Annotated in this window: 16 protein-coding genes; 7 read left to right on the plus strand and 9 right to left on the minus strand. The window is 71.3% G+C overall.

The features are described from left to right. Nucleotides 1-6 precede the first annotated feature (6 nt). The 4 genes from ACIBJH_RS40205 to ACIBJH_RS40220 are packed head-to-tail and all read right to left on the minus strand — an operon-like array spanning nucleotide 7 to nucleotide 5,738. Nucleotides 7-2,664: a hypothetical protein gene (locus ACIBJH_RS40205; protein WP_399121890.1), complete on the minus strand. Its 2,658-nt coding sequence runs from the start codon at nucleotides 2,662-2,664 to the stop codon at nucleotides 7-9. Further along, entirely contained in the window at nucleotides 2,661-3,569 is a 909-nt protein-coding gene (locus ACIBJH_RS40210) for a carbohydrate ABC transporter permease (protein ID WP_399121891.1), read from the minus strand. Before ACIBJH_RS40210 ends, ACIBJH_RS40205 begins: the two co-directional genes overlap by 4 nt. Then, the gene (locus tag ACIBJH_RS40215) at nucleotides 3,566-4,456 is read right to left on the minus strand and encodes a carbohydrate ABC transporter permease (protein ID WP_399121892.1); all 891 of its coding nucleotides are present in this window, start codon (nucleotides 4,454-4,456) and stop codon (nucleotides 3,566-3,568) included. Before ACIBJH_RS40215 ends, ACIBJH_RS40210 begins: the two co-directional genes overlap by 4 nt. A gap of 10 nt (nucleotides 4,457-4,466) precedes the next feature. After that, nucleotides 4,467-5,738: an ABC transporter substrate-binding protein gene (locus tag ACIBJH_RS40220; RefSeq protein WP_399121893.1), complete on the minus strand. Its 1,272-nt coding sequence runs from the start codon at nucleotides 5,736-5,738 to the stop codon at nucleotides 4,467-4,469. Nucleotides 5,739-5,928: 190 nt separating this feature from the next. Here ACIBJH_RS40220 and ACIBJH_RS40225 point away from each other — a divergent pair, with 190 nt between their 5' ends. Beyond that, nucleotides 5,929-6,951, plus strand: a complete 1,023-nt coding sequence (locus tag ACIBJH_RS40225) for a LacI family DNA-binding transcriptional regulator (RefSeq protein ID WP_399121894.1) — start codon at nucleotides 5,929-5,931, stop codon at nucleotides 6,949-6,951. 54 nt (nucleotides 6,952-7,005) lie between these two features. On the opposite strand, the gene ACIBJH_RS40230 is transcribed toward ACIBJH_RS40225, so the two are convergent. Both ACIBJH_RS40230 and ACIBJH_RS40235 read right to left on the minus strand, forming a co-directional pair. Continuing rightward, nucleotides 7,006-9,033, minus strand: a complete 2,028-nt coding sequence (locus ACIBJH_RS40230) for an ATP-binding protein (RefSeq protein ID WP_399121895.1) — start codon at nucleotides 9,031-9,033, stop codon at nucleotides 7,006-7,008. Nucleotides 9,034-9,180: 147 nt separating this feature from the next. Beyond that, nucleotides 9,181-9,969: an Lrp/AsnC family transcriptional regulator gene (locus ACIBJH_RS40235; protein WP_399121896.1), complete on the minus strand. Its 789-nt coding sequence runs from the start codon at nucleotides 9,967-9,969 to the stop codon at nucleotides 9,181-9,183. A gap of 18 nt (nucleotides 9,970-9,987) precedes the next feature. Between ACIBJH_RS40235 and ACIBJH_RS40240 the strand changes: the two genes are divergently transcribed. Continuing rightward, nucleotides 9,988-10,143 (plus strand): hypothetical protein, encoded by a 156-nt coding sequence (locus tag ACIBJH_RS40240; protein ID WP_399121897.1) that lies wholly within the window; start codon nucleotides 9,988-9,990, stop codon nucleotides 10,141-10,143. Between the two features lie 170 nt (nucleotides 10,144-10,313). Then, a complete protein-coding gene (locus ACIBJH_RS40245; RefSeq protein ID WP_399121898.1) occupies nucleotides 10,314-11,162 on the plus strand; it encodes a PhzF family phenazine biosynthesis protein in 849 nt (282 codons plus the stop codon). 9 nt (nucleotides 11,163-11,171) lie between these two features. On the opposite strand, the gene ACIBJH_RS40250 is transcribed toward ACIBJH_RS40245, so the two are convergent. Continuing rightward, entirely contained in the window at nucleotides 11,172-11,615 is a 444-nt protein-coding gene (locus ACIBJH_RS40250; RefSeq protein WP_399121899.1) for an Lrp/AsnC family transcriptional regulator, read from the minus strand. Between the two features lie 152 nt (nucleotides 11,616-11,767). On the opposite strand from ACIBJH_RS40250, the gene ACIBJH_RS40255 reads away from it, so the two are divergent. Then, nucleotides 11,768-12,952, plus strand: a complete 1,185-nt coding sequence (locus ACIBJH_RS40255) for a trans-sulfuration enzyme family protein (protein WP_399121900.1) — start codon at nucleotides 11,768-11,770, stop codon at nucleotides 12,950-12,952. A gap of 297 nt (nucleotides 12,953-13,249) precedes the next feature. Beyond that, a complete protein-coding gene (locus ACIBJH_RS40260; RefSeq protein ID WP_399121901.1) occupies nucleotides 13,250-14,566 on the plus strand; it encodes an amidohydrolase family protein in 1,317 nt (438 codons plus the stop codon). 152 nt (nucleotides 14,567-14,718) lie between these two features. Here the strand turns inward: ACIBJH_RS40260 and ACIBJH_RS40265 are convergent, their stop codons facing one another. Then, nucleotides 14,719-15,213 carry a peptidylprolyl isomerase gene (locus ACIBJH_RS40265; RefSeq protein ID WP_399121902.1) on the minus strand — a complete coding sequence of 165 codons (495 nt, stop codon included), beginning with the start codon at nucleotides 15,211-15,213 and terminating at the stop codon, nucleotides 14,719-14,721. 278 nt (nucleotides 15,214-15,491) lie between these two features. On the opposite strand from ACIBJH_RS40265, the gene ACIBJH_RS40270 reads away from it, so the two are divergent. Next, nucleotides 15,492-16,811 (plus strand): DEAD/DEAH box helicase, encoded by a 1,320-nt coding sequence (locus ACIBJH_RS40270; RefSeq protein WP_399121903.1) that lies wholly within the window; start codon nucleotides 15,492-15,494, stop codon nucleotides 16,809-16,811. A gap of 44 nt (nucleotides 16,812-16,855) precedes the next feature. Here ACIBJH_RS40270 and ACIBJH_RS40275 read toward each other — a convergent pair whose 3' ends face one another. Further along, nucleotides 16,856-17,149, minus strand: a complete 294-nt coding sequence (locus ACIBJH_RS40275) for a hypothetical protein (protein WP_399121987.1) — start codon at nucleotides 17,147-17,149, stop codon at nucleotides 16,856-16,858. 248 nt (nucleotides 17,150-17,397) lie between these two features. Here ACIBJH_RS40275 and ACIBJH_RS40280 point away from each other — a divergent pair, with 248 nt between their 5' ends. Further along, entirely contained in the window at nucleotides 17,398-19,377 is a 1,980-nt protein-coding gene (locus ACIBJH_RS40280; RefSeq protein ID WP_399121904.1) for a hypothetical protein, read from the plus strand. Nucleotides 19,378-19,428: the final 51 nt, after the last annotated feature.

A 19,428-nucleotide genomic window follows, 5' to 3' on the forward strand; every position in this document is an offset into this window, starting at 1 on the left:
GGTCGCTCAAGAGACCGGTCCGAGCTGTGTGAGCGTGCCGACGCCCGAGACGGACAGGGCGGTCGGCAGCGGGGCGGTGTCGCCGGTCGCGAAGGTCGGGTTGATGTCGAACAGGGCCGACAGCACCGCCTCCGCTCCGGCCGCGCCCGCGATGTTGTCGCGCGCGGCGGTGCCGCGCTCGGCGACCCGGGCCCCGTGCTGTCCGTCCGGACCGGTGACGATCTCCATGGCCTGGCCCCACAGCCCGCCCGACGCGGCGGAGGAGAGGTCGCGCAGAAGAGCGATCGCCCGGTCGCGGTAGCCGAGGCGGGCCAGGCCGTGGGCGGTGACACCCGGCCAGGCGGCGAAGGCGCCCGCCGCGCCGTGGTCGGGACGGTCGGAGGCGGCGGCGATCGGATCGTCGGGACTCAGCGCCCGCATCCAACCGCCCACCAGCAGACGGTCGTTGACGAAGTCGGCCATCTCCCGCCGTGTCCCGTCCGGGAGTTCGCGGTGCAGGGCCGCCGCGACGAGACCGAAGTCCAGACAGTGCCCGATGGTGTCGGTCCCGTCCGGCCGGAGTATCCGCCAGCGGCCCGATCCGGCGTACAAGTCCAGGAGCGCGGCGGCCAGTTGGCCGGCCTCGGCCTCGGCCCGCTCGGCCTCCTCCGTGCGGCCGAGCCGTCGGTACAGTCCGGCGAGCGAGCGCGTCGAAGCGACGTAGGCGCCGTTGAAGGAGGCGACGACACCGGTGTAGGTGGGCACGCACTCCAGCAACTGCCATGGATCGGCACCGAAGTCGGCGAGCACGCCCCCTGTGGCCGGGTTGCGGCGCTCGCGCCAGCCGAGCCCGAGCCGCTCCAAGTGCGCGAGGACCGTGGTCCCGCCGGTCGTCTCGTCGAGGAAGGCGAAGTCGCCGGTGACGCAGACGTAGTGCTCGATCAGCCGGAACAGGGCGTAGTCGGTGGAGCTGTAGGCGTTGCCCAGGGGGCCGCCGCCGAGGTTCTCGACGCCGAAGGAGTCCCGGTAGGGCCCGGCCAGGACCCGCAGCAGCCAGGAGCGCAGTCCGGCCGGCTCCAGCAGGGCGTACAGGCGGCTCCACTCGCAGTGGTCCCAGAAGTAGGTCGTGGTCGGGCCGAGTCGGGGGCCGCCGGTGAGGAACACCGGTTCGCCGGGGCGGATACGGGTGTTGCGCAGGTACAGCGTCTGCAGGGCGCCCATGTAGTAGGTGCGCGCGAGTCCGGGGTCCTCGGTGGTGAAGGTCGGCAGGTGCCCGGAGAAGTCGGGGTTGCCCGGGGTGAACATGTTGGCCCACAGCCGCCGCCAGCCGTCCTCCCCGGCTCGTGCCGTCGCCTCGAAGTCCGCGGCGGCGGCACGGGCTTGGGCCCGGACGGCGTCGGTGTCGGTTCCGTACGCGCAGACGATCCCGAGGGACACGCGCCCGCCGGGTTCGAGCCGGTGGGTCCAGGTGGCCCGGCCGCCGGCGCCCGTGGTCCGGAGTTCGGCGGGTGGTCCGGCGAAGGCGTGGACGGCGCGCGCCGGTGACCGCGAGTCCGCGAAGGAGACCGTGCCGTCCTCGACACGGGACATCCAGCGCTGGGACTCCGTCCAGTGCCGGGTGCGGGCGATCTCGGCGCCCGCGAGCCGCAGCACGACGTGGTCGGCCTCCACCTGTATACGAATCCGGCGCCAGGCCCCGACGGGGAGTTCGGCGTCGGTGAACTCCCGCTCTCCCGTGATGCCGAGCCACAACCGGCCGTCCTCGACACCGATCTGCAGCGAGTCGGGGTGGTTGCCGTGGGTGAGGACGGTCCCGGACTGGTCCGCTGTATCGAGTCGCAGCTCGAAGCCGATCGTCAGGCCGGGGGAGAGGGCGAAGGGGGCGAGAGTCGTCTCGCCGTCGGGCGACAGCGCGATCGGCTCGTCGGCGGCTCGCAGGAACACCCTGCCGTCGGCACGCGCCACCCGCAGCCCCCGTACGGCTCCTGTGACACCGGCGCGTGGCTCCGGAGCCTTGTCGTGGCTGACGTGTGCGGGGAGCGCGTCGTCCAGGAGCATCGGGCCGTGGTCCTCGTCGCGCTGGATGCCGGGGATCCGGGGCTTGCCGAGGCGCAGGCGCCGGGACGCGGGGGAGAGGAGGTAGTGCGGCTCGCCTCCTCCCGTCGTGGCCCGGATGCGCTCAAGTGCCATGAAATCGTGGTGCATTCCGTGGTTCCACGGGCCGTCGTAGAGCCAGCCGTAGCCGACCTCGGAGTGGGCGGCCAGCGCGAAGAGGTCCTGGGTCAGCTCGACGGTCCGGGACTCGGCGCTGTCGTTGGTGACCTCGATCCGCCACAGGAGGAGGTCGCGGTCGAGGGCCATGCGGGTGTCGGTGGTCACCGACAGGCCGTCCGCGCGGCGGTGTTCGCGCAGTACGCCCCACGGTTTCCACAAGAACCGCTGTGCGGCCGGGACTTGGCCGTCGACGCGCAGCTCGCCGGTGTGGTAGCCGAAGGTGAACGGCGGGGCGGCCAGCCAGGAAAGCGAGGTCAGGTCGTGGTTGACGTGGGCCTGGCCCCGCTGGTTGCGCAGGGAAGGCAGATGCGCGATCTCGTCGGCGCCGACCCAGTGCCCGGCGACGTCGGCCAGGTCCGGGACGCCCGTCCGGCCGATGCCCACGGTCAACTCGTCGGTCTTCGTGGTCACTTGGTGGCTCCCGAGGTCAGTCCCGCGATGAACTGCTTCTGCAGCGCGAGGTATCCGGCGACCGGGATGACCGCCGCCAGGAACATCACGCCGAACAACTGGGCGTAGTTGGTGGAGTACTGACCGACCGACAGATAGAGCCCGGTGGTGATCGTCTGGCCGTGCAGCGGGCCGAGGATGAACTGCGGATTCATGAAGTCGTTCCAGATCCACAGCGACAGGAAGATCGTCACGGTCGCGGTGGCCGGGCGCAGCAGCGGCATGACGATCGTCCGCCAGATCCGCAGGCTCCCGGCGCCGTCCACGGTCGCTGCCTCGATGATCTCGCCGGGGATCGACCGCAGGAACCCGGAGTAGACGAACACCGCGAACGACAGATAGCCGCCGCCGACATTGGCCAGGACGAGCCCCGGATAGGTGTGATCCAGGTGCAGGAAGGTCAGGACGCGGATGGTGGGCAGCAGCACCACCGCAGGCGGGATCATCAGACCGGCGGCGAAGGCCGCCAGCACGATCCTGCGCAGCCGGGCCGAGCGGCGGGACAGCCAGAAGCTGAGGGCCGCGCCCAGCGGGATGATCAGCAGCACCGAAATGGCCACAGTGACCGCGGAATTGGTGAGCCCGATCTGGACGATCCGGTCGGGCCGGGCGAGTGCGTCCGACAGGTTGTGGGTGGTGGGCGGGGCCGGGGGAGCCGCCGGATCCCGCACGATCTGGTCCTGCGTCTTGAACGCGTTGACGATCGTCAGATAGACCGGGCTGACGAAGGCCAGCGTGAGCAGCGCGGCTGCCACGAGGTGTCCGCGCCCGGCCCAGGGCCGGCGGCTCCTGCGCCGCACCGGTGCGGCCGGAGGTGTCGTGGTCCGCCCGTGTGCAATGGGCCGGTGCGAGGTCGACGTGCTCACAGGTCCACCTCCCGGCGGCGCAGCAGGGCGGTGACGGACAGCGCGATCACGATCGAGACGACGAGCAGGAGCATCGCGACGGCCGAGGCATAGCCGTAGCGGTCGTCCGTGAAGGCGAGCTGGATGATGTAAAGGGCCGTGGACTGCGTGGAGTTGGCCGGTCCGCCCGAGGTGAGCACGGTGATGATGTCGTAGAGCTTCAGCATCGTGATCAGCGAGATCGTGACGCTGATGGTGGTGCCCGGGGCCAGCATCGGGAACGTGATCCGGCGGAACCGCTGCCACCGGCCGGCCCCGTCGACCATCGCGGCCTGGTACAGCTCCACGGGGATCGACTGGAGTGCGGCGAGGTGGACGACGGTGGTGAACCCGGTCAGCACCCAGGCCGAGACGATCCCCACGGACAAGGCGGCCAGGTGCGGACTGCCCAGCCAGGTGATCGGTTTGTCGATGATCCCCAGGGAGACGAGGACGTTGTCGAGGATGCCGTCCCGGGCCAGGATGTAGCGCCAGACGAAGCCGACGATGACCCCGGACAGCACCTGTGGCAGGAACGCGAGAGTACGCATCATCCGGAAGCTCAGCGAGGTCCGGTTCAGCAGCATCGCGAAGCCGATGCCGGCGGCGTTGGCGACGACCGTCACCGCGCCGGCCAGCAGGAGGGTGAAGCCGAGACTGTCGGCGAGGGCGCTGTCGTGCGCCATCTCCCGGTAGTTGGAGAGACCGACGAAGTCGGCGCGGGCCAGCAGCGGGTTCTCGTCGGTGAGGCTCTTCCAGGCGCTCATCAGCACGGGCACGACGATGAACAGGGCGTACAGGCCCAGGGCGAGGAGCGCGATCGCGCCCAGAGCGGGGTCGCCGCGGCGGGCGCGGACTCGGGTGGTCATGGCGGCTTCCTTACTTCGTCGCCGAGTCCCAGGCGGCGTCCAGCTTGGCCAGCTGTCCGTCGACGTCGTCGGAGGAGTACAGCGCCTGACTGGCCGCGTAGAAGGCGTTGTTGAGCCCGGAGGGCATGGAGTCGTCGTTGGTGGCCCAGCCGAACGACGAGACCTTCGTGTTCTGCTGGGTGACGTACGAGTAGGAGTCCTTGAAGACCTTGGTGACGTGGACGCCGTAGTCGTCGAGGGTCTTGCCCTTGAGCATCGGGAACGCGCCGTCGCCCTCGATCAGGGCCTTGTAGTTGGCCGGGTCCAGCGACCAGGCCTCGGCGAACGCGGTCGCCTTCGCGGGGTCCTTCGTCTTCGCGCTGATCGCCATCGAGCCGCCCACCGAGAACGGCACCACGAGCGAGCCGTCCTCGGTCGGGGTGAGGAAGGCGCCGAAGTCGTCGGCGTGGTCCTTGGGCACCGCGCCGAGGAACCAGCTGCCCATCATGTACATCGCGGTCTTGCCGGACGTGAAGTTCGTGATGGAGTCGGCGTATTTGACGCCCAGGGCGCCGTCCTCGAAGTAGCCGTTCTTCACCATCGTCCGGTACTTGCCCACCGCCGCCTTGACGTCGGGATCGGTGAACTTGACCTTGCCCGCGTAGCGTTCCTTCAGCCAGTTCGGGTTCTTGCCCAGCACGTCGGCCGAGAGGATGCCGGTCAGCGGCATCGACGCCGAGAAGGGATCGCCGCCGCCCAGCTCGACCGGGGTGACACCGGCGGCCTTGAGCTTGGCGCACACGGACATGAACTCCGCCCAGGTCTTGGGCGGTTGGGCGATGTGGGCCTTGGCGAACAGCTTCTTGTCGTAGAAGACCTCGGGGATGATCTGCGAGTTGGTCGGCGGGATGTAGACCTTGCCCTTGTAGGCGTTGCCCAGCGGCAGCAGGAAGTTGGCGTTCACCCACTTCTGGTCGTACGGCTTGAGCAGCCCGGCCGTCGCGAACGTCGACGGGGTGATCGACTGGAGCAGATCCGGGAACTGCCCGGAGGCCTGCAACTGCTTGGCGTAGGCGTCCCGGTCGGTACTCGGGGCGACGATCTTCTTCACCGTGACGCCCGGCACCTTCTTCTCGGCGCTCGCGATCGAAGTGTTCCAGAACGTCGCGGTCAGGCTGGGGGTCTCGAAGGTGAGGTAGGTCAGGGCGCTGCCGCCCTTCGCGCCCCCGGTGGACGCGGCAGAGCATCCGGTGAGGGCGAGTGCTGCGGCGAGGCAGACAACGGTCGGACGTTTGCGCCTCATGGAGGTCTCCTGAAGGGACGATGCGGCCCGACGGCGGGGGTGGACCCAACAGGATCGACACCTCGTGGCCTCTCGGGATAACGTTATCGCGAGAATAGAAGCGCGTTGCGGGAATGTGTCAAGGGCCGGTCTGATAACGGTCCGATGTTTCGAGGGATTCACGTTCAGGGATCCGAGGAGGAGCTGCCGGATGACGCAAGCACGGCGCGAGAGCGGGGGACGGCCCCGGCGCCCGACGATGGTCGACGTCGCACGCGAGGCCGGGGTGGCCCTGCGCACCGTCTCCCGGGTGGTCAACCAGGACCCCACGGTGGGACCGGAGTACGTCACCAAGGTCGAGGCAGCGATCGCCGCGCTGAACTACCGCCCCGACGACCGCGCCCGCCAGCTCCGCACCGGCGTCACCGGCACGATCGGCGCCGCCGTCCGCAGAATCGCCGAGGTCAACCCGGAACTCGCCGCCATCGAAAGGACCGCCAGGGACGCCGGCCTGACCCTCTTCGCCGCCTCCACGGACTTCGACGAGAAGAGGGAGCACGACATCCTGATCTCCATGTGCAGGCAGCGCCTCGACGGCATCATCGTCGAGCCGTTCGGCGAGAACCACGCCTACCTGCAACCGGAGTTGGACGCGGGCGTCCCGCTGGTGGCCATGGACCGCCCGATGAGCGGCATCTCCGTGGACTGCGTGATGTCCGACAACGCCTCCGGCATCGGCATGGCCTTCCACCACCTCCACCGGCACGGCCACCGCCGCATCGCCTACATCGGCGACAGCGAACGCGTCTTCTCCGGCCGCGAGCGCGCCGCGGCCTTCCGCGCGGCCCTGGGCGCCCACGGCGAGCCGGTCGAGGGCCTGGTGCACCCCGGCGAGATCACCCCGGAACGCGTGGCCGCGGCCCTCGCCACCGCCCTCCACGGCCCGGCCCCTGCGACCGCCCTGGTCACCGGCAACATGGACACCACCCTCGCGGTCCTACGACACCTCGGCCCACAGTCGGCCTCCCGCCTGGCACTGGTCGGCTTCGACGAGGTCCCGTTGGCCGACCTCCTGCAACCCGCCCTCACCGTCATCGCCCAGCAGACCGCCGAGATCGGCCGGACAGCCGTCGAGCTACTGCGCGCCCGTATCGCCGACCCCGCACGTCCCGTGCAGTCCGTGGTCGTGCCGGTCACGTTGAAGGTTCGGGGGTCGGGGGAGGTGCCGGCCTGACGTCCAGGGCGCTTGCCGTGCGAGGAAACGGCTGCGACGCTGTGCGCGATAACGTTATTCGAAAGGCGGGGAGAGCGGGCCCTGCATCACGAGAGCCAGGCTCTGTTCGGCGTCGTTGTTCAGGGCGTTGCGGAAGGCGCTGTCGTAGGCGTCGTCGCCGACCGCCTTGCGGGCCTGGTGCTCCCATTCCTCGCGGACGGCGGAGAGTTCGGGGGTGCCGTGGTTCGGGTGGCCGAGCATGCGCCAGAAGGTGTTCCCGGTACCGGACGTGCGCGCCGCCGCGATGCCATTGCCCTGGACCGCGTTCGCCCCGGTGAGGAGGTCGAGTGCGAGGGCGATGCCGAGATTGTCGTTGAGGTTGTGCTTGCTGGTGAGCATGGCCCGGGCATGGAGTTCGGCGTCGTGCGCGCGTCCCTGGAGGAGGTCTATGAAGGCGAGTTGGTGGAAGGCGTACGACCGCGCCCAGTGCTCGCCGTACCGCACGCTGAGGCGGCGCAGGGCGACGGCCGCCTCGTAGGCCTCGGCCAGCCGGCCCAGCGCGGAGTGGGCGAAGGTGCGGATCACCATGCAGCAGAGTTGCGGGGCGCCCGACGGCGGCGACTGGCCGTGGGCGATCAGGGCGTGGTCGCAGACCTCGTACGCGTCCTGGGGACGGCCCGCCATGAGGTGGGTGAGGCCGACGGTGTGGGCGGCGAAGAGCTCCGACTGCGGGTCGCCGTCCTGGTGCGCGGCGGCGGTGCATTCCTCTCCGATACGCAGGGCGCTGCGGTGGTCGCCCTGGAGAGTGAGGGTGACGCCCAGGGCCCACAGGGCGCGGGTGCGGGAGGGGCCCTTGGGTGTGTCGAGGGCCAGGGTGCGTTCGAGGTAGTCGCGGGATTCGTGGAGGTGCCCGCAGCAGGGCCAGAACAGGCCGGTGCGGCCGGCCATTGCCACGGCGGCCTCGGGATCCGTCTCGATGAGGTGGTCGAGGGCCGCGCGCACGTCGCTGTGGCCGGCCGAGATCCGCGCGTACCAGGCGACCTGTTGTTCACTGAGCCAGCCGGCCTCGGCCTCTTCCAGCACGGTGGCGAAGTGCGCGGCGTGGAGGTGGACGAGCGTCTGCTCCTCACCGAGTTCCGCGAGCCACATGGCGCCGTACTCGCAGAGTGTGTCGAGCATGCGGTAGCGGACGCCCACCCGTTGCAGCACGGACTGGTCGGCCAGCCGGTCGAGGAGCCGGGGGACGGCGTCGGCGTCCAGCGGACCGCCGGCGCAGACGGACCGCGCGTCCGCCGCGTCGAAGGGGCCGCGGAAGACGGAGAGCCTGGCCCACAGCAGGCGTTCCAGCGGAGAACACAGTTCGTGGCTCCAGCCGATCGCCGTGCGAAGGGCCCGGTGGCGCCGGGGCCACGCGGTCTCGTCGACGAGCGTGTCGAGACGTGAGGCGAGGCGTTCGGCGATCTCGCCCAGGCTGTTCTCCCGCAGCCGCGCGCAGGCCAGTTCGACGGCGAGAGGGATTCCCTCCAGGCGACGGCAGATGGCGGCGACGGTCTCGGCGGAGGCGGGGGAGTCGAGGGAGACGTCCGGGGCGGCCGTGGCACAGCGGTCGCGGAACAGACGTACGGCATCGCTCGCACCGCCGTCGTCCATCGACAGCGGAGCCACCTCGACGAGCTGCTCCCCCCGGACACCGATGGGCTGCCTGCTGGTGGCGATGACCGTCAACCCCGGGGCGGAGGCGAGGAGTTCGCTCACCAGGAGGAGACAGGCGGGCAGCACGCGCTCACAGCAGTCGAAGACGAGCAGCACCTGCCGGCCGGCCAGCCACTCGCACAGTGCCTCGACGGGAGCGCGCGGATTGTGGTCCAGGAGATCGACGGCGTCGCAGACCGTGGCGGTGAACAGCCGGTCGTCGTAGAGGTTCGACAGGTCGACCCACCAGACCCCGTCGGCGTACCGGTCCCGGACCTGCTCCGCGACGCGCAGCGCCAGGCGGCTCTTGCCCACACCTCCGCCACCGGTGAGAGTGACCGACCGATGCTGCGTCAACGCCGTTCTGACTGCGTCGAGTTCGCTTGCGCGGCCGACGAAGCTGGTCGTCACGACGGGGAGGTTGCCTACCACGGTCCCATCCTGCACGGCCCGAGCACGGCGCTAAACCCTCTCGCGGGAAACGGTCACAGGTGATCGGGCTTGGTAACCAAACGGTCGTGCCGTGCCGCGTGGTCGGTCCGCCGTGACGCCGTCGGTTCAGAGGCTCCCGGGGCGGACCAGACCGGTCCGCTTGACCCCGCTCAGCAGGGGCGTGACCTCCAGGGTGGAGATGTGGGGGAGGGCGCCGATGGTGTCGCTCACGAAGTGGTAGAGCGCGTCGAGATCGGTGGCGGCGACCGCCACGAGGAGGTTCGTGGCGCCGGTGGTGGCGGAGGCGAACCGGACCTGCGGATGGCGGCTGAGCCGGCGGCCCGTCTCCTCCAGACCGCCGGGTGCGACGGTGATCCACAGCAGTGCCTCGGTACGGATGCCGAGCCGGGCCAGGTCGACCTCGGTCGCGAGTCTGAGCACCTGGTTGTCCACCAGCGCCTCCAGCCGGCGCCGGGCGGTGAGCGGGGTGGTGTCGGCGCGGCGCGCGAGATCGGCGTCGGAGGCCCGCCCGTCCTCGATCAGGGCCGCGACCAGGGCGTGGTCGACCGGCTGGAGACCTGGGCGGACGTCCGGCGCGGAGTGCTCCGTGCGCAGGCCGGCCAACTCGCCCTCCGTCAGCAGCCCGCCGCTCCAGTCGAAGGCCGCCGGGAAGACCCGCAGAAGGATGTGCGAGGTCCACGACTGGACGGCGGGAGTGGCGGGAAGGTCGCGCAGCAGCAGCGAGTTGCGCGCGTCCGGCCCGTCCAGGAACAGGATGGTGCAGATCTCGTCACCGCCGCCGAGGACGTCCACCCAGACGGTGTCGGCGCGGCGGGCCAGGGTGGCGGCGATGGCGCTGATCCGGTTGGGCCGGCACTGATGCGCAGGGCCAGCGGAATCAGATCGGGAAACCACAAGGGGTTGCGTACGGCGGTGGCGCGCAGCGTCCGGTCGTGGAACAGCGGTGCCGCGCGACGCACCACGGTCCGCTCCGAGATGCCCAGGACACGCCCGACCGTGCGCCACGAGGCCCGCGGGGAGGCGAGCAGCGCGGCGGCGATCCGGCCGTCCGTCTCGTTCAGCGGCTGACCTGCTTGGGCCGGATTCCTGGATCTGCTGTCTTTCACTCGTCGTTCCAACCTCTCCTTCCGGCCCAGGGTACGAATCAATCCACTTTGTTGCGGCTGGCCCTGTCCTCGCCGCGCACCTGCCCGCTGGGATGGACCCGCTTCCCGCCGCAGCCGCTCGAAAGGCCCTTGATGACCATGCCGCGCCCCCGCTCGTTCGTACAGGTCGACGTGTTCTGCACGAGCCCCTACTCCGGCAACCCGGTCGCGGTCGTCCTGGACGGGACGGACCTGACCGACGACGAGATGCAGCGCCTCGCGCGCTGGACGAACCTCTCCGAGACCACGTTCGTACTGCCCCCCACCGCCCCGGAGGCGGACTACCGGCTGCGGATCTTCACGCCCGGGGGAGAGCTGCCGTTCGCCGGTCACCCCACGCTCGGTTCCGCGCGTGCCTGGCTGGACGGCGGCGGCACACCGCGCGACGCCGGCCGCATCGTGCAGGAGTGCGCCGCGGGCCTGGTCACCGTGCGCCGCGGCGAGGACACCCTGTCCTTCGCCGCACCGCCCCGGGTGCGCGAGGGCGCGCTCGACGACGAGTACCTGCGGCGGATCACGGCCGCGTTCGGCATCGAGCGGGACCGGGTCGTGGCCCACCAGTGGGTCGACAACGGTCCGGGCTGGGCCGTGCTCCAACTTCCCACGGCCGAGGAGGTCCTGGCCCTCGAACCCGACCTCTCCCTCATCCCGGGCGCGATGGTCGGCGCGATCGGCGCCCACCCCGACGGGCATCCGTACCGTTACGAGATGCGCACCTTCGCCCCCGCCGTCGACGTGCCCGAGGACCCGGCCTGCGGCAGCATGAACGCCGGCGTCGGCCAGTGGCTCATCTCCACCGGCGCCGCGCCCTCCTCCTACCGCGTCTCCCAGGGCACCCGGGTGGGACGGGCCGCGAGCATCGAGATCACCGCCGACCCGGACGGCACGGTGTGGGTCAGCGGCGCCGCCACGATCTGTGTCCGCGGCACCATCACCCTCTGACCGCGATCCTCACGCGCCGCCGGGCGCCAGCGTCTTCATGCTGACGTAGCTGGTCACCGTGGCCACGCCGGGCAGGCTCGCCAGCTGGTTGGCGTGGAAGTCCTCGTAGGCCGGCAGATCGGCCACCTCGACCTGGAGCAGATAGTCGAAGTTGCCGGTGATGTGGTGGGCGTGGACCACCTCGGACAGCCGGGTCACGGCAGCCTCGAACGCGACCACGTCCGCGCGGGTGTGCCGCAGCAGCCGTACCCCCGCGAACACCCGCAGCCCACGCCCGACCGCGGCGGGATCGATCAGCGCACGGTAGCCGCGGATCACCCCGGCCTCCTCCAGCTGACGCACCCGCCGCAGACAGGGGGAAGGCGACAGCCCGACCCGGGCCGCGAGCTCGTTGTTGCTGATGCGGCCGTGCTGTTCGAGTACGGCCAGGATCGACCGGTCCACCTCATCCATGGTGGCAGATTATTGCTCCAGCGGATTGCCTAGCACAATCGTGCGCCCTCGATGAGCGCAATTTGCTGCCAAAGTTGCCGAGATCCGGATACATCGGAGCTCCGGTCGGCCACGCTTCATGGAGTCATACCGACGGTCCACGGAGGGCAGCCATGCCGGGCAGCAGCACCATCACCGTTCACGCCGATCGCGAGGTCCACCCCAGCCGTGCCGTGGCACCGCCGATCTACCAGACGGCGGCGTTCTCGGCCGAGGACGCGGAGACGTTCGCACAGGGCGCCGTCGCCCCACGCGGCCAGGACTTCTACACCCGCTTCGGCAACCCGAACCACGCCCAGGTCGCGGCCGTCGTCGCCGAACTGGAGCACACCGAGGCGGCCATGGTCACCGCGTCCGGAATGGCCGCGCTCACCACCGCCGTCCTGGCCCTGGTGTCCGCCGGCGACCACGTCATCGGGCAGAAGTCCACCTACGGCGGTACGGCGTCGGTGCTGCTGAACCTGCTGCCGCGCCTCGGCGTGTCGACCACCCTGGTGGACCAGACCGACCCCGAGGCGTTCGCGCGGGCACTGACTCCTGAGACCCGCCTGATCCTGGTGGAGACCCCGAGCAACCCGCTGCTGCAGATCACCGACCTGCGCGCCGTCACGGACCTGGCCCGCGCCCACGACGTACTGACCGTCGCCGACAACACCTTCGCCACCCCGCTCAACCAGCGGCCGACGGAATTCGGCGTCGACCTTGTCTGGCACAGCGCGACCAAGTACCTCAACGGCCACTCGGACGTCTCCGCCGGAGTGCTCGCCGGGTCGGCGGAGATCCTCGACCGCGTCTGGGACGTCGGCCTGCTCACCGGTGCCACGCTCGGCCCGATCGACGCATGGCTCCTGCTGCGCGGCATTCGCACCCTGCCGCTGCGGATGCCCCGGCACAACGCCAACGGCCTGGCACTTGCGGAGGCCCTGGCCGTGCATCCGGCGGTGGCCAAGGTGCACTATCCCGGTCTGCCGACCCACCCCCAACACAAGCTGGCAGTCGACCAGATGAGCGGTTTCGGCGGGGTGCTCGGCATCGAGTTCACCGGCGGCTTCGAGATGGCCGACGCCTTCCTCGGCCACCTGCGCTACCCCCGCCGGTCCGCCAGCCTCGGCGGCGTCGAGTCGCTGGCCGTGCATCCGGCGTCCATGTGGCGCGGCATGCTCAGCGAGGAACAGCTGGCGGAGTCGGTTCCGCTCGGCCTGGTCCGGCTCGCCGCGGGCACGGAGGACACGGCCGACCTGGTCGCCGACGCGCTCGCCGCGGCCGACGCGGTGCTGGCCGGGACCGCGACTGCCTGAACGACGGCTCGCCCGGCGGCGAAGAGGCGCCGGGGAGACATAGGGCGCGGCGGCCCGACCCGCGCCGACCCGCGTACTCACGACCCTGAGCCTCAGGGCCGGCCGGCCCGACACCCGCGTGCAGCTGTCGCCACCGGCGGCCTGGTGGCGATGTTCGCCCTCGCCGGCCGCCCGCAGCAGCGGACGCGGCGGACTCCCAGTGCCCCGGCTCGCCCCCGGAAGTCGCGAGCGCGGTCACCGCGGCTGCCACAACATGATCTTGAACCGTCCCGAAACGTCTGTGAAGGAGTTCCTACGATGAAGACCCTGCTCACCGGCGGCACCGTGGTCAGCATGGACCCGGCCGTCGGCGACCTCCCACGCGGGGACGTGCTGATCGACGACGGTGTGATCGTCCAGGTGGCCGAGCGCATCGACGCGCCGGACGCCGAGGTCATCGACGCGACCGACCGGATCGTCATGCCCGGCTTCGTCGACAACCACCGCCACTCCTGGCAGACCGCGTTCCGAGGCGTCGGCGCCGACTGGACGTTCCCCGAGTGGGCGGTGGCCATGCACGGCACGGTCAAGCCCCACTACCGGCCCGAGGACGTCTACGCGGGCACCCTGCTCGGCCGCCTGGAGGCCCTGCACTCCGGGGTGACCACGATGCTGGACTGGTACCACGTCGCGCAGAGCCACGCGCACGAGGACGCCGCCGTCGCCGCCCTGCGGGACGCGCCGGGCCGGTCGATCTTCTGCCTCGGCGCCGGCTGGGGCACCGCCGACTCCGTCGACGCAGACATCCGCCGCGTCCGCGCCGAGCTGGCCGGGGACGGCCTGGTCACCATGGCGCTGGGGCTGCGCGGAGCCGAGGACACCGGCATGGACACCGTCGCCCGCGAACTGAAGCTCGCGGCCGAACTCGGCCTGCGCACCAGCCTGCACGTCGACGGCGACGGTGCGAGCGGCGGCGACGGTACGCGGCGACCGGTCGCCGATCTGCACGAGCACGGCCTGCTGCGGGACACCACCACCTTCGTGCACGCCAACGGGCTCGGTGACGAAGAGCTGCGCATGCTCGCCGACGCGGGCAGCTCGGTGTCGATCAGCCCGGACGTGGAGCTGAAGATGGGCTTCGGCTGGCCGATGACCGGCCGGGTACTGGCGGCGGGACTGCGGCCGACGCTGTCCGTCGACGACGTCCCGTCCGTCGGCGGCGACATGTTCTCCACGCTCCGCACCGCCTTCGCCGTACAGCGCGGTCTGGACGGCGGCCTGCGCTCGCGCGACCTGCTGGAGTTCACCACCGTCGACGCCGCCCGCTCCTGCGGCCTCGACGCCCGGGTCGGCAGCATCACGCCCGGCAAGGACGCCGACATCATCCTGCTCCGCACCGACGACCTGACCGTCTTCCCGGTCACCGACCCGGCCGCCACCCTCGTCAGTGCCGGGCACCCCGGCCTGGTCGACACGGTTCTCGTCGCCGGCCGCGTGGTCAAGCGCGACGGAGCGCTCGTGGGAGTCGACCTGCCGGCCCTCCGTTCCCGCCTGCTCGCCTCACGCGACCGGATCGCGGAGGCCGCCGGCATCCCGCTCGACGGCACCTGGCGTCCGCGCGCGGAGACGAAGTAGGAGCGCTCGGCGCTGCAGATCGGCAGGTACAGGGACCGTTCCTGCGGCGAAACAGGCCGGGCCCCGGGGGCGAGACATCGTCCCCGGGGCCCGGCCTCCGGAACTCATGACCCTGTGTGCGGAGTCATGTCGATTCCGCGCGCGGGTGTGGCTCAGCCCTCGACGACGCCGGAAGCGGCGATCTCGATCTTCGCCTTGGTGGCGCCCGACTGCGAGCCCAGGGACTCGATCTTGTCGATGATCTCCTGGCCCTCGATGGCCTCGCCGAAGACGACGTGCTTGCCGTCGAGCCACGACGTGACGACGGTCGTGATGAAGAACTGCGAGCCGTTGGTGTTGCGGCCGGCGTTCGCCATCGACAGCAGGTAGGGGCGGTCGTGCTTCAGGTCGAAGTTCTCGTCCGCGAACTTCTCGCCGTAGATGCTCTTGCCACCGGTGCCGTTGTGGTTGGTGAAGTCACCGCCCTGCAGCATGAACTGCGGGATGACGCGGTGGAAGCCCGAACCCGCGTAGCCGAACCCGTTCTGCCCGGTGGCCAGCTCGCGGAAGTTCCGGGCGGTCTTCGGGACGACCTCGTCGAAGAGGCTGAAGACGACGCGGCCTGCGGGGGCGCCGTCGATGGTGATGTCGAAGTAGACGTTGCTCATAATAAATTCTGTCACTTTCGGTGTGATGCACACTGCCCGGCGCGGCCGTGTGCCGAACGCCGGACCGTTACCTCAGATAGCCCTGATAGCAGAACTCTATCCACAGACCCGATGTCCCCACTGTCGGTACCCGCAGCGCGCACTGTGCGGGCCCGGCGGACCGGCGGGTGCCGTGGGTGGCCGCTGATAAAGTGGGACAACGCTTCGAGATCGCCGGGGCCCGTACCAAGGGGTGCGGGCCCCGGCGCGTTGCGGGCAACAGACCGAGGAAGGTTCCCATGAACGCGTCGCCGCCGACCGCCTCCTTCGCCACGCTCGGACTGCCACCCGAGCTGGTCGCGACGATGACGGACCTCGGGGTGACCGAACCCTTCCCGATCCAGGCGGCGACCCTGCCCGACGCGCTGGCGGGCCACGATGTGCTGGGCCGGGCACGGACCGGTTCCGGCAAGACACTCGCTTTCGGGCTCCCGCTCCTCGTACGGACCGCGGGCCTGCGCGCGGAGCCGAAGCGACCGCTGGCGCTGGTCCTGGTGCCGACCCGGGAACTCGCCCAGCAGGTGAACGACGCGCTCGCCCCCTACGCGCGGACAATGGGCGTGCGGCTGGCGACCGTGGTCGGCGGTCTGTCGATCAACCGGCAGCAGGCGCTGCTGCGCACCGGCGTCGAGGTGGTCATCGCGACGCCGGGACGGCTGACCGACCTGGTGTCGCGCCGCGACTGCCACCTGAACCAGGTCCGGATCACGGTGCTGGACGAGGCGGACCAGATGTGCGACCTGGGGTTCCTGCCGCAGGTCTCGGACCTCCTGGACCAGGTCCGCCCCGACGGGCAGCGGCTCCTGTTCTCGGCCACGCTCGACCGCGACGTCGACCGGTTGGTCCAGGACTACCTCCACGACCCCGTTCTCGCGTCGGTCGACCAGGCGGCGGGCTCGGTCCCGGCGATGGAACACCATGTGCTGAACATCCACGGCGCCGACAAGTACGCCACGGCGACCGAGATCGCGGCCCGGGACGGCCGGGTGCTGATGTTCCTGGACACCAAGGCGGGCGTGGACCAGTTCACCCGTCATCTGCGGGCCGGCGGGGTACGGGCGGCGGCCCTGCACAGCGGGAAGTCACAGCCGCAACGCACGCACACACTCGCTCAGTTCAAGAACGGCGAGGTCACCGTGCTGGTGGCCACCAATGTCGCCGCTCGCGGCATCCACATCGAGGCGCTCGACCTCGTCGTCAACGTGGACCCGCCGGCCGACGCCAAGGACTACCTGCACCGGGGCGGTCGTACGGCGCGCGCCGGGGAGTCCGGGAAGGTGGTCACCCTGGTGACGCCCGGCCAGCGGCGCGACGTGAACCGCATGATGACCGAGGCCGGCATCCGGCCGACCGTCACACAGGTGCGCTCCGGCGAGGAGAAACTCACCGCCATCACCGGGGCCAAGCGCCCTCCGGCGGGGACGAAGCCCACCGGCAACGCCCCCTTCCGCGGGATGGGCACCCGTCCGGGCCGCCCGGCCAAGGAGTCCCGCAAGGCCGCCGAGGCCCGCAAGACCGCGGAAGCCCGCGCGGCGGCCCGGGTACGCAAGGGCCGCTGACCCCACGGACGACCGTGCCGGGCCCATGAGGCCCGGCACCGGCTTCATGCGCCGCCGACGACTCCGGGTGGGACGAAGCGGCGATGCAGTGGCCTGAATTCACTTTCGGGCCGACCGCTGATACCGGCCTTCTCGACGGCGGGAGCCAACCGTTCGGCGAAGAAGGTCTGGAAGGCCTCCTCGGAGTCCCAGACGTCGGTCACATTGAGCGCTTCGTCGTCGAACCAGGCCACGTGCACCTGTGAGCCCGCGGGAGCCGTCTCCTCCCAGCCCACGGTGTCCCGCACGGTGTCGTACTGCTCGGGGGTGACACCCGTCCAGCGCATGAACATCACCACAGCCAATGTCCGCTCCTCGCTCGTGTCGTGTGCGTCCGGCCATCGTCCTGCCCGACGGGGACCGGGCGAAGAGCGTACGGAGGCGCGGCACGGCTGCGGTTCACTCCTCACGCCCGGTAGGCAGGAGTCCGCATGTGCGTGCGGAGGTCGTCGTCGGCGGCGGGTAACGGTGACCTGTCCGGGATTCACTCGTTTGACGCAACGGCACCTCGCCGCGTCCTCTCCCGTCCTGGAAAGCGTCCCGTTCCATGAATCTTCGTTCGCTCCGCCCCCATGCCGGGGGTGCCAGGTCTCGGGTTCGGGAGGCCGAGTCCGTCCTCGTCGAGCAGTACGGCGATCTGGTCCGCCTGGCGCACCTCGTCCTCCCGGCCTCGCTCGGCCGGCACCGGCGGGTCCTCGTGGCGCACGCCCTCGTCCAGCGGGCGCTGCGCCGCGCGGGCACGACACGCACCGCGCCCGCCGTCCCCTCGCCGCGCGGGGAGTCCCGCGCCGGGGACTCCGTCGAGCGCCGTCTCCTGGCCGAGGTGCTGCGCGCCGCGCTGGCTCATGGGCGGCGCCCACGGATGTGGCCCGCACGGTTCGTCCACCCGGGCGTGCTACTGCCCCGGCTGCCGCTGGTCCTGGGGCTGCGGCTGTTCCCGCGTTCGGGCGGGGCGGACGAACTCGCCCTGGCGCAACGGCTGTCCGCGGCCCCGCCCGCGGCCCGTGCCGCCTTCCTGCTGCGTACCGTCCACGGCCTGTCCCTCGGCGCCGTCCACGACCTGCTGGAATCGGCCGACGCACCGGACCCGGACGCCGCCCTGCGCACCGCGGGCCTTCTGGAGGAGAGCTCGCGCAGATCGCCCGCCGCGCTGCTCGCGTCACAGGAGTTCGACGCCTGCGCCCTCCAGGCCGGCCCCACCGACCTGCTGCGCCGCACCCGGCGGACCCGCCTGCTCCTCGGGGCCGCCGCGATCGGACTGGTGACGGTGGTGACCCTGGCCGTCGCGGATGACGGCACGGCACACCGCTCGGACCCCGGGACACCGGCGGCACACGGCCTGCCACGCCCGGCGGACCTGGTGCGCACGTCCGCCGGGCTGTGGGACAACACCTCGCGGGTCGACTTCACCGCCTGGCCGACCCGAGGCGCCCGCGTCCACGACCAGGACCTCCTGGACCGCGCCCTGACCGCATGGACGCACCCACAGGCCCACACCCGCCGCCACCTAGCCCCCGCCACCACCGCGACCCCACCGTCGACCGCACCGCAACTCCTCTACGCCGGCGAAGTCGGCGACCGCGAGGTGGTCCTGTTCTACGACGGACAGCGCCTCGCCCGCTACAGCGAGACCCGCTCCGCGGCGCGGGACGCGGAGTTGAGCATCGCGCGCGTCGACGACGCGGACGTCACCACGGCGGCGGCCGTCACCCTCACCCCGGCGGGCGGCACCGCCCGCTATCTGCTGGCCCCCTGGGTGGCCGAGGCAGGGACCCGCGACCTGCTGCGCCCCGATGTCCTCGCCCGCGCACTGCACGTCTCGAAGGACGGCGTCACGGACCCGGTCCCGACCCTGCCCGCGACAGCGCACTGCGACAGCCGGCCGGTCCTGCAACTCCGTTCCTCGCCACGCATCGCCGAACACCACGCGTTCCTGCTCGCCCCCCTCGGCGACCTGTCCCCGGTCCACCTCACCTACACCCCCTTGCCCGGACACGGCACACCGCCCGCCCGCCAGCCCCGCGAGGCCACCGGCCCCCAGGCCCTGACGGCCTGGGCCCACCAGGCCTGCGCTCTGCAGCCGCTGCGCGGCACCGGCGTACGCGCCGTCAACAACTGGGACTTCGCCGAACAGGACCTGCCCGACGGAGGCGGCCACGCCGTGTGGACCTGCGCCCGCGCGGACACCTGGCGCGGACCCGGCGATGTGACGGTCTCCTTCCGGACCGGCGGGTCCGCGCCCGCCGCACCGGCCCGGACGGTGGCCCGGGCCCACGCGACCGCGTCCTGCAGCCGGTTCGGTCAGCACGTCGTGGCCGCGAGCGGCTGGCGCTCCCCGAACGGCCACTGGTACGCGCTGGCCGCCGGCAGCCGCGCCGTCACCAGCCTCACGGTGAGCGGCGACATCACGACCACGAAGCAGTCCCGCACCCTCGCCGTACCCGCTCCCCACGACCCGCACATCACCGTCCGAGCGCGACTCGCCACCGGCGAAGGGCTGAACGGCCTCGGCACTCCGGGGAGTTGAATCCGCGGCGCAGCGCGGCGGCTTCGGGGAGGCCCGGCTCGTCACCGCGGG

It is taken from the genome of Streptomyces sp. NPDC050548, assembly GCF_044457385.1.
Classification (GTDB): domain Bacteria; phylum Actinomycetota; class Actinomycetes; order Streptomycetales; family Streptomycetaceae; genus Streptomyces.

Coding starts and splice junctions, on each gene's coding strand:
- ACIBJH_RS40215 (WP_399121892.1), bottom strand. CDS start 4,456: ATGACCACCCGAGTCCGCGCCCGCCGCGGCGACCCCGCTCTGGGCGCG.
- ACIBJH_RS40220 (WP_399121893.1), bottom strand. CDS start 5,738: ATGAGGCGCAAACGTCCGACCGTTGTCTGCCTCGCCGCAGCACTCGCC.
- ACIBJH_RS40225 (WP_399121894.1), top strand. CDS start 5,929: ATGACGCAAGCACGGCGCGAGAGCGGGGGACGGCCCCGGCGCCCGACG.
- ACIBJH_RS40245 (WP_399121898.1), top strand. CDS start 10,314: ATGACCATGCCGCGCCCCCGCTCGTTCGTACAGGTCGACGTGTTCTGC.
- ACIBJH_RS40250 (WP_399121899.1), bottom strand. CDS start 11,615: ATGGATGAGGTGGACCGGTCGATCCTGGCCGTACTCGAACAGCACGGC.
- ACIBJH_RS40255 (WP_399121900.1), top strand. CDS start 11,768: ATGCCGGGCAGCAGCACCATCACCGTTCACGCCGATCGCGAGGTCCAC.
- ACIBJH_RS40260 (WP_399121901.1), top strand. CDS start 13,250: ATGAAGACCCTGCTCACCGGCGGCACCGTGGTCAGCATGGACCCGGCC.
- ACIBJH_RS40265 (WP_399121902.1), bottom strand. CDS start 15,213: ATGAGCAACGTCTACTTCGACATCACCATCGACGGCGCCCCCGCAGGC.
- ACIBJH_RS40270 (WP_399121903.1), top strand. CDS start 15,492: ATGAACGCGTCGCCGCCGACCGCCTCCTTCGCCACGCTCGGACTGCCA.
- ACIBJH_RS40280 (WP_399121904.1), top strand. CDS start 17,398: ATGAATCTTCGTTCGCTCCGCCCCCATGCCGGGGGTGCCAGGTCTCGG.